This window comes from Moraxella sp. CTOTU47616 (assembly GCF_032017465.1).
Classification (GTDB): Bacteria; Pseudomonadota; Gammaproteobacteria; order Pseudomonadales; family Moraxellaceae; genus Faucicola; species Faucicola tetraodonis.
This window is the reverse complement of the sequence record NZ_DALZPU010000005.1, coordinates 75811-88483: the sequence shown is the minus strand read 5'-3', so window position 1 is coordinate 88483 and position 12673 is coordinate 75811. Positions and strand designations below refer to the sequence as shown.

The window sequence follows — 12673 nt, the reverse complement described above, 5'->3', positions numbered from 1 at the left end:
CTTTGCTATACAACAAAATATAACCCTTTGAACGATGACGACGCTATCTCCACAACCTTGCTAAAAAAATACAAATCACTCATGTATTATAACGCGCAGATATTATAGATTAAATCAAACCTTGGCTGAAGCTAAATTCATACGCCATTAGCAATCAGTGGTGAGCAATTAATAAGTAGCAATCAATGTTTACCAATTACTGGTACAAGATTTTTTGTAGACGGGTCAGCGACTTTATGATTAATGACTTTATGATTAGCAACTTTACAATGCCCAAAAACTGACTACAATAATAGCTTTCAATACAAATATAAAAAATGAGAAACGATCGTGATAACGAGCAAAACGCAACTGGATGAATTTTTTGCCACCCATTCTGAAGAAATCGCACGTGAACTGATGCAAAAATCGCAAACGTGGTATGAGAAAATCGAAGATTTTGCCGGTCAAGAGTTTATCGTGCCCGCCACCGAAAAACAGCTAAACGAGGCCATTCAAAAATTTGTGGTTGAAAAAGTCAAAGCGATATTGAGTATGCATCTAGAGATTCATGAAGGCTGGCTTCGACTGTATGCAACGATTAACTATAAAGGCATTTTCGCTGACCTTGCTGTCAATTTAGGTGTGGTACATGCCCAATTTGACCGTTATCGCCAGCGCTTGGTATTTCAGCAATTGACTGACACCGATGTCATTGCCTTGTATTCAGATTCCTATGTTAAATCAAAAGCGATTCATACAGCGCTTTGGTTTTTTAAACGGGTGTTAAAGAAAGACCCGCTCGGCATAATTTTGGAGAAAATCAATTTGGTGCACCAAAAAGATGATATCTTGTATCTCGATATTGGTCGCTGGCTGAAGAAAAACGAAAAAATCATGGCAACGCTGCGCAAGGTGCAGGTAAATCATGGCTATCTTGCTGAACAGCAACTACTGCTGAGAGCCAATGCCAACGTCGGTGAAATTCTCAATATAGGTAGTAATGACCAATTGATTACCGAAGCGGATAATCCTGCAGTGACCACTAACGCCACAAAAGCGGCTTAGTATTTTTCATGGGTATTACTCATACTTTACCGCTTTTGTTTCACCAATTTTTTAACCGATTGTGCTTTGCCAGTTAACGAGGTGTTTACCAATAGTTTTCAACGGCGATATTGCCTTCGCCGCGGCGATTCATGGTCAATCCAAGCGATTTTAACGCTTCTTTGGTATCTTCGACCATTTGTGGATTACCACACAGCATCACGTGACTGCGCGCTTTATCCAGTTTCTGCCCTACCAACTCGGTTAACTTGCCCGACAATATCAGATTGGGAACCCGAGCTTTTTCCCCCGTATAATCCGCTTCTCGCGTGACAATGGGCAAAAATACAAACGCCGCGCCATTGTCGCCATAGATTGACTTAATCGACCCAATCTCCGCTTGATAAGCCAGCTCTTGCGAGGTGCGTGCGCTGTACACCAAAATAATGCGCTGATATTGCTGCCATACATCAATGGTCTTTAAAATCGATAAAAATGGGGCTAAACCCGTGCCTGTTGCCAGCAACCACAAATCATTGGGCAGGGGTAACTGGTAGCGGGCTAAGGTCAAATATCCAAATGGCGTGGTATTGAGCAATAAACTATCGCCCACTTGGATATGATTAACCTTACTGGTAAATTCCCCCTCAGGAATGACCACCGAAAAAAATTCAATAAATTCATCATAGGGCGAAGATGCGACAGAATACGCGCGAAACACATAGCCATCAAGGTCAATGGGCTTATCTTGCGTCTCAGAAGTTATTAATTTGGTCTCATGGTTTTGTGCAAAATATTGTAAATCTTTGCCATGGATACCGAGCCTAACAAATTGCCCTGCGGTAAATTTAAAGCCATCGGGGCGCGTGACTTTAAAACTTAGCAAGGTGGGCGCCCAACGGGTCACTTCAATCACATTAACGCGAATACTTTTATCATCTGACATATTATCTTGACCATTTTTTTGCATCATTATAAACAAAAAAGCGTACCTTAATGAACTAAGATACGCTTTTTTATGTCGCAGTACTAAAATTGGATTAATATATGCGAACTAGCGTGATAATTTTTGATAATGTTTCGGGGAAAATACCGAAGTACAATACCGCTAACGTCACCAACAATACCATGATGCCGCCTGCTTGAATACCCCAATGATTGACCGCATCGTGCGGCTGTACTTCTTGGGGACGTCTAAACAAGGTGACCATAAGATTTAGATAGTAATACAAGCTAATTGCACTACCCACGATAATCATGGCAGTAAGCCACCAACTTTGCGCTGAAACCGTAGCAAAAATCGCAAAGAATTTGCTGATAAAGCCTGCGGTCAATGGAATACCTGCCAATGATAAGAGCATTACAGTTAATACAGCGGTCAGTACAGGACGTTGCCAAAAAATACCTTGGAAGTTATCAACCAATTCCGCCTCGCCTTGACGTTTGTAGGGGCTTGACATAATAGTCACGACACCGAACGCACCAATGGTGGTAAACGCATACACTGCCATGTAAAGGCTGACAAAACCTGCTGATTCAACTTTTACGGCGCTGATGATGGCTAACACATAGCCGATATGCGCAATGGAGGAATAAGCTAACAGACGTTTTATATTTTGCTGACGAAGCGCCAGTACGTTACCGATAATCATCGATAAGCTGGCAATGACCACAATCAAGGTATTGATTGCTGGCAATGCTAAGGTTGCCGTAGACAGTAAAAAACGTAACCCTAACGCCATCATAGCTACTTTGGATACACTGCCCAAGAAAGTTGCCACAGGCGCAGGCGCACCTTGGTAAACGTCCGACGTCCAAGTGTGAAATGGTACCGCTGAGAGTTTAAAGGCGATACCAAATAGCATTAATGCCGTACCCACCACCAAAATCGGCATAATCATACCATTTTGGAACATTGGCACGATTGCCATACCAATTTGACGGAAGGATAAAGTCCCTGTGTTTGAGTAGATCAGTGCCATACCCATCAACATGGTAGCAGAGGCTGTCGCCGATAAAATGAGGTATTTGAAACCTGCTTCTAACGATTTACCACGCGCATAGGTATAAGCCAACATACCATATAGCGGTACCGACAATAACTCTAAGCTGACAAAGAAAGAGGCTAAGTTATCAGCGCATACCATAAACAGCGCGCCCAACGTTGAGATAAGCATCAGCAAATACAATTCTTCTTTGTTGTCGCCATAGCCCTCAATGTAACCATACGCTAAGGTAAAACACGCCAATGAGCTGATTAAAATAATCACCATATTGAACTGGGCAAAGCTATCCACAGCAAATAAGGGGGCAATCAAGCCTTGTGATGGCGTAAATAATTCATACAGACCATGCAATATGCTATCAGGATTGCCACCCAATAACTGTATTAGCACAACAACCAAGGCAGCATTAAGACCAATGACACTAAGGGTGCCTGCCACAAAATTTGAACGCTTCATGGCGATGGCAATCATCACCACCACCGTGGTAATGGAAATTAAAATCATTGGAAACAATGGCATGAGCACATTGCTAGCAAATGGAATAATAGGATTCATCTATTTTACCTCCATATGAGCAAATGGCTCTTGAGAAGTAGGTACAACTTGCTGGACATGATATGCCTCACTAATCCACTGCATACTGTGATCAGAGGTATCTAAGAATGATTGTGGATATAGACCTAACCATACTAAGCCAAACGCAAGCACCAACAAGATTGCCGCTTCACGCGCATTGATATCACGCATCGGTGACATTTTTTCAATCGTCGCTGTTGGCGTACCAAATAATGCTTTATAAACCATAATTAATGCGTATAAACCTGCAACGACTAAGCTAAAGGTTGCAAACACCACTGCCACAGGATGCGAGGCAAAAGACCCTAGAAGAATTAAGAACTCACCAATAAAATTACCTGTACCTGGAATACCTAATAATGCCGCGGCAAAGAACATAAGTAACGGTGGGTAATAACGCATTTGACCCCACATACCACCCATTTGGCTCAAATCACGGGTATGTAGACGCTCATAAAGCTGACCGCTCATGATAAATAATGCCGCTGAACTAAGACCATGTGCCAACATTTGAATCATCAAGCCTTGGAAACTAATTAACGTACCGGCATACAACGCAAGTACCACAAAACCCATGTGTGAAATACTGGTATAAGCCAGTAACCGCTTGATATCTTGCTGCATAAACGCAAGCCAAGCCCCATAAAAAATACCAATACCGCCCAAGGTAATCGCAATCGGTGCAAACTGAGCACTGGCTTCTGGGAATAATGGTAGCACAAACCGCAATAAACCATACGCCGCAGTTTTAATCAAAATACCAGCCAAATCGACCGAGCCTGCAGTCGGTGCTTGTGCGTGCGCATCGGGTAACCAGCCATGCAGTGGGAAAATTGGTAATTTAACCGCAAAGCCAATAAAGAACATCAGCATGATTGGATATTGCCATTTGCCAAGATCTGTACCGAGCAAGTCCATATAGTTAAAAGTTATTTGACCTGTCGTTGATGCATGAATCATCACCAAAATCAAAATACCAATCAACATAATCAGACCCGATGCTTGGGTATAAATAAAGAATTTGGTTGCGGCATATTCTTTGGTTTTACCACCAATCGCATTGTGTCCCCAGATTGCAATCAAGAAATAGATAGGAACTAACATCATCTCCCAAAAGAAGAAGAACAAGAACATATCGATTGCTAGGAAAACACCAATAACACCGCCCAAGCTCCAAAGTAGATTAAGATGGAAGAAGCCCACACGGCGAGTAATCTCACCCCATGAACACGCCACCGCCATCATACCTAAGAAGGCTGTTAGGCTCACCATCAACAGCGATAACCCATCAATAGCTAGATGGAAACTGACCCCCAATGAGGGCATCCAAGATAGTTGAAACTCTGCCAACCAAGTCGGTTTAGCAGTCACTTCCGCAATGGTTTGTGCTGAACCAATAAAGTTACCGTTTTGCCAAATAGCTACCGTAATCAAAAACGTTAATAGCATGCCAAGAAACGCAATCCAACGAGGAAAACGTTCATCAACTTTTTCAACCAACCAGCACAGAAAACCTGCAATGATTGGAATAAATATCAAGGCGGGTAATAAGAGATTATTTTGCATAACTGTTACTTCCCTATCATCATCATTACCAACACCAACAATACTGCCATGCCAAGACCGAAGCTTGCAGCATACCCACGAATCGAGCCAGATTGGAACCATGTCGCCACTCGGTTACCTGCCAGCGATAGGGCTGGTAAAATATTCCAAGTGCGGTCAATCGGGTCAATTTTAATTAATTTACCAATCAATAAGAATGGTTTAACAAATACAATGTCATACAAAGCATCAAAGCCTAAACCATGATAGCACCAGTAATTAAGCGCACGGCCCAAACCTGTTTGGTTAAACTTACTCACGATGCGACCTTTATCTAGGGCAAACAAGAAAGCACCCACAATCAAGCCCGCCAACATCGCAGCCATCACAATCATTTCTGCCGTGTGCTTACCGGATTCTACCTCAGGATGAATCACGCTAAAACTTTGTGGCAATACGCCTGCTAATGGTGGATGAATCATCGCCCCCACTGCAGTTGATAGCACCAACAATACCGCAAGCGGCAGCCAGTATGTCCAACCTTTAAGATCGTGAATAGGCGTTTTTTCTTCACCAAAGAACACAATCCAAATCATACGAAACGTATAAATCGAGGTTAAAAACGCACCTACTACTGCCATCCAAAATAAATTCATATGACCTGATGCGAAGGTTTCCCAAATGATTTCATCTTTTGAGTAATAACCCACTGTAATCCAAGGAATCGCAGCAAGTGCCCCACCCCCAATCGCAAACACCGCAAATAGAAATTTATTTTTATAAAATAACCCACCCATTTTAAAGATGTTTTGCTCATGATGGTAAGCCAAGATAACAGCGCCTGACCCTAGGAATAATAAAGCTTTAAAGAACGCATGGGTCATCAAGTGGAAAATCGCAACTTGCCAAGCGCCTACCCCTAATGCCAAGAACATATAGCCGATTTGACTCATGGTCGAATAAGCTAAGATACGTTTGATATCGGTTTGTGCAAGTGCACAGAAGCCAGCAACCAACAATGTTGTTGCCCCAACGATACCCACCCAACTTGCCAATACATCCGGCGTCAATAAGAACACAGGATGTAAACGGGCAATTAAATACACACCTGCGGTAACCATCGTTGCCGCATGAATCAAGGCTGAAACAGGCGTAGGACCTGCCATCGCATCAGCGAGCCAAGAATGTAATGGAATCTGTGCAGATTTACCCATCGCACCCAGCACTAGCATCACAGCCGCAACTTTGATAGTAGGATAGCTATGACCAAAAATCGTCACCGTTGAGCCTGCCGACGTTAGCATTTGCGATACATTGGCATTGATATCTGAGATATTTAACGTACCTAATTCACGGAACAACAAGAATAAGCCAAACGCTAAAAACACATCACCCACACGGGTTACTGTAAAGGCTTTCATCGCGGCACGGCCATTGGCGCGCTCGTGATAATAAAAACCAATCAATAAGTAAGAACAGATACCAACGCCTTCCCAACCTAAGTACAACAGCACTAAATTGTCAGCAAGGACAAGTAACAACATACTTGCGACGAACAGGTTCATATAGCTAAAAAATCTTGCGTAGCCTGTTTCACCGCGCATATACCATGACGCGAAAATATGAATTAAAAAACCGACACCGGTAATCACGCCCATCATGGTCACGCCCAAACCATCCAGCATGAGACCAAATTTTGGGGCAAAACTACCGACTTGCATCCACGTCCACAATGGCTGATTAATGACAGCGCCTTGTGGGTGGTTCATTAAAAAATCACTGCCTGCCATCAAGGCACACAAAGCAGCCATACCCATACTGCCGACACCGACCACTGCGGCTGCGTTTTCGCTTAAGCGGTCACGCATGGTCGCTAGAATCAGAAAGCCAATCAGCGGCAGCATAAAGGTTAAAGGTAACATACTCATTTTGATTTCACCCTTTCATCTCATTTGCCGTATCGACATCTAAATGACCACGCTTATGATAAAACTGTAAAAGAATAGCCAACCCAATTGCAACTTCAGCGGCTGCCAAAGTGAGCACCAAAATAAACATAATTTGTCCGTCAGGACTGACCCAGCGACTACCTGCCACTACAAATGCTAAGGCAGCAGCATTCATCATAATCTCAAGACTCATCAACATAAACAAAAAATTACGTCGTACCATCACACCACAAAAACCAATGGCAAACAAAATCGCTGACAAGATTAGACCGTGCTCTAACGGCACATGCTCTAATGGAAAGTGTCCCATTATGCCTTCTCCTCCTGAACTTCGCGTAACACAGCCGGTTGGCTGGGCTCTTTATCAATAAAATTCGTTAAGGCAGGTTGTATGGTATTACCAAGCTCACTGTTATGACTTTCGTTTTCATCATCCAAGGCAGATTTTGCCAAATGATAAGCCGCCACCAAACCCGCTAGTAATAAAAACCCTGCAATTTCGACCAACAATAAATATTCGGTAAATAATTTGGCACCGATCATTTTTGCCGTAACTGGCTCTACCCCAATAAACGCTGGCATCATTCCTTCAAACCCATGTTTCATGCCAATCAAACTAAACAGAGTCAAACCCACAATAAATGCAAGTCCGGTAGGTACTGCCCAAGCCGAGGATGATAACCAGCTTTCTTCTTCTAAAGTACTTTGGGTACCTAAGTTTAGCATCATCACCACAAAGACGAACAGGACCATAATCGCCCCTGCATAAACGATGATTTCAAGTGCACCGGCAAATGGCGCACCTAAGGCAAAGAAAATACCTGATAACGCCAGCAGCGTGACAATCATGTTTAATAACGCATGCACAGGATTGGTACGAGTAATCACGCGCAAACTAGCCAAAATAGCGACAATCGCTAATAAATAAAACCCTATCGTTGCTCCGGTTATCATGGCAATAAACTCCGTAAATCAATCGGTGCAGACTCATTTTGGTGTGCCCCTTTAGGTTTATCTTTGGTCGCCATCCCAGTCACACGGTAATAATTGTAGTCAGGGAATTTACCCGGGCCTGAAATTAACAAATGCTCTTTTTCATACACCAAGTTTTGACGGTTGTACTCACCGAGCTCAAAATCTGGCGTCATCTGAATAGCCGTTGTCGGGCACGCTTCTTCACACATACCACAAAAGATACAACGTGAGAAGTTAATACGGAAAAACTCTGGATACCAGCGTCCGTCTTCACGTTCCGCTTTTTGCAGTGAAATACAACCCACCGGACAAGCGACAGCACATAGGTTACAGGCAACACAGCGCTCATCCCCATCCGGGTCACGTGTCAGTACAATACGCCCCCGAAAACGCGGCGGTACAGGAACAGGTTGTTCTGGGTATAAAATCGTATCACGTTTACGGGTCGCATGACTTGCGACCATGATTAGGGTGCGCAGAATTGAGCCAAAACCCGTAATCGTGTTTTTTACCATAGTCAAATACATACGTTAATCTCCACCTTACCCTACACCATGGGTGCGCCATAATACATAGGCCGCCGTCGCGAGTAAATTAATCAAGGTAATGGGTAGACAAATTTTCCAGCCAAAGTTCATTACTTGGTCATAACGTGGACGCATCAGCGCACCACGCGCCAATACAAACATGGTCATGAAAAACAGCGTTTTTAACATGAACCAAATAATCGGCGGGATAAAACTCAGTCCATCAAATAATGGCAACCAACCACCAAAGAATAAAATAGTAATCAGCGACGATACCAACACGATATTCACATACTCACCGACAAAGAACATACCAAATTTCATACCTGAGTATTCAACATGGTAACCTTCTGCCAATTCTTGCTCTGCTTCTGGCTGGTCAAATGGGAAACGGTGGGTGACTGCCACACCTGCGACCATAAAGGTTAAAAACCCTAAAATTTGACCAAACACATTCCAGTGCCAAAAACCACCTGCTTGTGAGTATACGATATCGCGTAAGTTAAATGACCCTGCCAACGCCACCACACCCATTAGCGATAATCCGAGAAAGACTTCATAACTAATGGTTTGGGCAGCAGAGCGTAGACCACCGAGCAAGGCATATTTATTGGCTGATGCCCAGCCACCAAACATCACGGCATAAACCGCCAACCCTGCCATCGCAAAAAAGAATAAAATACCGATACTCCAGTCTGCGCCACCGAGTGATGGCGTAACTGGTACAATGATATAAGCGGCTAAAGCAGTAAACAATGAAATCGCAGGCGCCAAGATAAAAATAAATTTATCGGCAAATTTTGGGGTCCAGTCTTCTTTAAAGAAGATTTTGAGCATATCCGCGGCAACTTGTAGCGAACCTTGCCAACCCACACGGTTTGGACCATACCGGTCTTGCCATAGTGCCAACATGCGACGTTCATAAGGAATCATCAACGCAGCAAAAATCACCACCGCCAAGAAAATAACAATTGATTGCACTGCCAAAAATACAATTGACCAAGCTTCAGGGGACATTACCCCAGCCAGCCATGCAGGTAAATCGGGCATCTGTCTAACAGAATAATCCATTATACCCCCTCCCCTGGAGTTACTTGAGCTGTTACGCCACCATTATTAGCTGCTAGTGGTGCGACAGTGTTGGTAGTTGCTGATTTTACGATACTGATGTCGGTATAAGGCTGCGCTAGCAAGGCTTCTAATTCACCTGCCTGACCTACAGGATAACCCACACAGCTTTCGGCTAAGTAATCGACAAGCTGCACAGGTAATGTGGTCGCTACACCCTTCACTGTGACCGTTAACATATCACCTGATTGCAGCTGCCATTTATCCGCATCATCCGTTGATACACTAAAAGCAGCTGGCATCAATTGTGAGGCGACAACTTCACTACGGGCAGTGAGTTCATCACTAGCAAAAATATTATACACCGGCACTAGCTGGGTTGAACCTTGTTGGCTAGCTGCCGCAGGCGCAATATACTCACGTTTTGGCAATGCGGTTAATGTATCAAAAATACGCACCCCTGGATCGCCATGTTTTAGATGACCACCCACTTTATCTTGGTATTTATTCCAAGCTTGCGGTGAGTTCCAACCTGCTGACCAAGCAAATGGAATCATTGCTGAATCCGTTTGGGTGCCCACATAACCTTCTTGGGAGAAGGTTAGGCCCGTATCGATATCTTTCGGCTGCTCTGGCTCGTGTACAGAAATCGGTGCACGCATCGCCGTACGACCGGAATAACGACGTGGCTCACGCGCGACTTTTAAACCAGTAATACGGTAATCGGCTGATGGCGCTGCTTGTCTGATTGCGGCTAATTGTGGATTGGTGTCTGCGACCGCAGTAATCACATCATCAAGCTGCGTCCAGTCAATCGCACGGCCATTGAGCTCAGACTCTACCGCATGCAACCAACGCCAGCTTTCTTTTACCATGCTTTGCGGGCGATAGTAAACAGGATCATAAACTTGGAAGAAACGCTGTGCACGACCTTCTGCTGAGATTAGTGTACCGTCCGCTTCTGCAAAAGTTGCTACAGGCACCATCACATCAGCCTGGTTATGCCATTGGTAAGCTTCATGATCAAGTACAATCAGTGATTTGTTGGCTACCAATTGGTTCATTTGCTCAGCGGTTAGACGGCGGCTGATGTCATTTTCCATGACAATCACCACATCGGCATCATCACCTAATTCATCAATCGCTTTACCACCGAGTAAGTTGACGCCTATGCTATTGGCAGCAGGTACTGACAAGTACAAGCCCGCTTTTTCTTGATAGCCTTTGGTCGGGTTCATACGGCTTGGGCGTTTAACCTGCTTAGCTTGTTCAGCAAATGCCGCTTCATCCATCTCTTGTTTGAGCTTGGCTTGTTCTGCATCGATTTTGGCAATCTCTGCATCCACTTGGACGTTGTGGGCGTCAACCACGCCTTTTTCATAGATGACCACTTCACCGCGTTTTTGCTCAGCGATATTGGCAATTTGTGCCGCCGCTTCTATGATGGCGGTGTGGTACAGTGACGAGCCTGAGATGATAAGGGGCTTGGTTGCTTTAAGCAGCGTCTGCGCGATATGTTTAGCAAATGCTTGCATATCAGCATTATCGTCTTCATCGATGACCAAATCTTTTGGTAATTGTGAGGTAGCCAACGTTTTCATGTGCTCAGCAATGCTAAAGCCTAGTTCAGCGATATCGCTTGGGGTAGCGACGCAGCTTACCTCAGCAATATCATCAAGGCGCGTATCTTTGACATCCACAATAAAGATTGGGCTGTAGTCTTTTTGACCGATACGAGCCACAGGCTCTGCCAAGAAATCTGGTGTTTTTAGTGCATCTGCCATTTGTTTGGCGCGATTTTTTGCCGCTTGGCGTACAGCCAGTGCAATACGTGGACTGGTTTGGGTAATATCTTCACCCAAAATCAATACCGCATCATAATCCTCAATCTCACGCATGCTTGGATTATGGATATTTTCTGTGGTCAACACATCGATACATTTTTGTACCACAGTTTTTTCTTGATTGGTAATACCAATGCTAAAATTTTCGGCACCGACTAAGCGTTTTAGGGCATAGTTTGATTCAAGGCTGGCAACAGGTGAACCAATACCGATGGCTTTTTTGCCTTGTAACCGGTTTTTGATGGTATCGATAGTATGGTCAATGCTCAGATTGGTTTGTTTACCGCTTATTGTTTCAACCGCTTGAATTGGGCGGTCTTGGCGGTTAACATAGCCATAGCCGAAACGACCACGGTCACATAAGAAGTAAGCGTTGACTTCCCCATTAAAACGGTTTTCGATACGGCGCAATTCACCATAGCGCTCACCCGCTGAGATATTACAACCTGCCGAACAGCCATGACAAATGCTTGGGGCATATTGCATGTCCCATTTACGATTGTAGCGCTCTGAGTGAGTTTTGTCGGTAAATACCCCAGTTGGACAAACTTCGGTAAGGTTGCCTGAAAATTCACTTTCAAACTGACCGTCTTTATCACGACCAAAGTACACACGGCTTGCTGATGCGTAAACCCCTAAATCTTCACCACCTGCATAGTCTTTGTAATAACGCACACAGCGATAACACGCGATACAGCGGTTCATCTCATGATTGATAAATGGACCCAAGTCTTGGTTTTGGTGGGTACGTTTAGTAAAGCGGTATTTACGATGATTGTGACCTGACATGTAGGTCATATCTTGCAAGTGACAATGACCGCCCTCTTCACAGGTTGGACAGTCATGGGGGTGGTTAGTCATTAAGAACTCAACCAAGCTTTTACGGAAGTTTTTCACTTCTGCATCCGTCACTGAGATCCACATGTCTGGTGTCGGATTGACCATACATGACATGACCAAACGACCACGACCGGCTTCATAATCTTCTTTGTTATTATATTGCTTGACGGCACATTGGCGGCAAGAACCCACCGAGCCCAATGCTGGATGATAACAAAAATAAGGGATATCGATGCCAAGCGATAAACAAGCTTGTAGCAAGTTATCGGCACCATCAACTTCGACGTCTTGACCGTCTATATGAATAATTGCCATGC

Annotated in this window: 10 protein-coding genes; 1 reads left to right on the top strand and 9 read right to left on the bottom strand. The window is 44.1% G+C overall.

Annotated elements, in window-relative coordinates; all coding sequences use genetic code 11:
* Positions 1-330: 330 nt before the first annotated feature.
* The gene (locus tag RTS10_RS07330) at positions 331-1047 is read left to right on the top strand and encodes a hypothetical protein (protein ID WP_312539795.1); all 717 of its coding nucleotides are present in this window, start codon (positions 331-333) and stop codon (positions 1045-1047) included.
* A gap of 85 nt (positions 1048-1132) precedes the next feature.
* Here the strand turns inward: RTS10_RS07330 and RTS10_RS07325 are convergent, their stop codons facing one another.
* The 9 genes from RTS10_RS07325 to nuoG all read right to left on the bottom strand — a co-directional run bounded on the left by RTS10_RS07325 (position 1133) and on the right by nuoG (position 12671).
* On the bottom strand, positions 1133-1972 hold the full coding sequence (locus tag RTS10_RS07325; protein ID WP_312539794.1) for a ferredoxin--NADP reductase: 840 nt from the start codon (positions 1970-1972) through the stop codon (positions 1133-1135).
* A gap of 94 nt (positions 1973-2066) precedes the next feature.
* On the bottom strand, positions 2067-3587 hold the full coding sequence (locus tag RTS10_RS07320) for an NADH-quinone oxidoreductase subunit N (RefSeq protein WP_312539792.1): 1521 nt from the start codon (positions 3585-3587) through the stop codon (positions 2067-2069).
* Positions 3588-5174 (bottom strand): NADH-quinone oxidoreductase subunit M, encoded by a 1587-nt coding sequence (nuoM, locus tag RTS10_RS07315; RefSeq protein WP_312539791.1) that lies wholly within the window; start codon positions 5172-5174, stop codon positions 3588-3590.
* Between the two features lie 5 nt (positions 5175-5179).
* Complete coding sequence (nuoL, locus tag RTS10_RS07310; protein WP_312539790.1) at positions 5180-7081, bottom strand: NADH-quinone oxidoreductase subunit L; 1902 nt, start codon at positions 7079-7081, stop codon at positions 5180-5182.
* Between the two features lie 7 nt (positions 7082-7088).
* Positions 7089-7412, bottom strand: a complete 324-nt coding sequence (gene nuoK, locus RTS10_RS07305) for an NADH-quinone oxidoreductase subunit NuoK (protein WP_007115476.1) — start codon at positions 7410-7412, stop codon at positions 7089-7091.
* Entirely contained in the window at positions 7412-8056 is a 645-nt protein-coding gene (gene nuoJ, locus RTS10_RS07300) for an NADH-quinone oxidoreductase subunit J (RefSeq protein ID WP_284034372.1), read from the bottom strand. Before nuoJ ends, nuoK begins: the two co-directional genes overlap by 1 nt.
* Positions 8053-8604 (bottom strand): NADH-quinone oxidoreductase subunit NuoI, encoded by a 552-nt coding sequence (gene nuoI, locus RTS10_RS07295; protein WP_007115474.1) that lies wholly within the window; start codon positions 8602-8604, stop codon positions 8053-8055. Before nuoI ends, nuoJ begins: the two co-directional genes overlap by 4 nt.
* A 15-nt stretch (positions 8605-8619) precedes the next feature.
* Entirely contained in the window at positions 8620-9675 is a 1056-nt protein-coding gene (nuoH, locus tag RTS10_RS07290) for an NADH-quinone oxidoreductase subunit NuoH (RefSeq protein ID WP_144917308.1), read from the bottom strand.
* A complete protein-coding gene (gene nuoG / locus RTS10_RS07285; protein WP_312539789.1) occupies positions 9675-12671 on the bottom strand; it encodes an NADH-quinone oxidoreductase subunit NuoG in 2997 nt (998 codons plus the stop codon). Before nuoG ends, nuoH begins: the two co-directional genes overlap by 1 nt.
* Positions 12672-12673 lie beyond the last annotated feature (2 nt).

Coding starts and splice junctions, on each gene's coding strand:
- nuoM (WP_312539791.1), bottom strand. CDS start 5,174: ATGCAAAATAATCTCTTATTACCCGCCTTGATATTTATTCCAATCATT.
- RTS10_RS07325 (WP_312539794.1), bottom strand. CDS start 1,972: ATGTCAGATGATAAAAGTATTCGCGTTAATGTGATTGAAGTGACCCGT.
- RTS10_RS07320 (WP_312539792.1), bottom strand. CDS start 3,587: ATGAATCCTATTATTCCATTTGCTAGCAATGTGCTCATGCCATTGTTT.
- nuoL (WP_312539790.1), bottom strand. CDS start 7,081: ATGAGTATGTTACCTTTAACCTTTATGCTGCCGCTGATTGGCTTTCTG.
- nuoI (WP_007115474.1), bottom strand. CDS start 8,604: ATGTATTTGACTATGGTAAAAAACACGATTACGGGTTTTGGCTCAATT.
- nuoH (WP_144917308.1), bottom strand. CDS start 9,675: ATGGATTATTCTGTTAGACAGATGCCCGATTTACCTGCATGGCTGGCT.
- nuoJ (WP_284034372.1), bottom strand. CDS start 8,056: ATGATAACCGGAGCAACGATAGGGTTTTATTTATTAGCGATTGTCGCT.
- nuoG (WP_312539789.1), bottom strand. CDS start 12,671: ATGGCAATTATTCATATAGACGGTCAAGACGTCGAAGTTGATGGTGCC.
- nuoK (WP_007115476.1), bottom strand. CDS start 7,412: ATGGGACACTTTCCATTAGAGCATGTGCCGTTAGAGCACGGTCTAATC.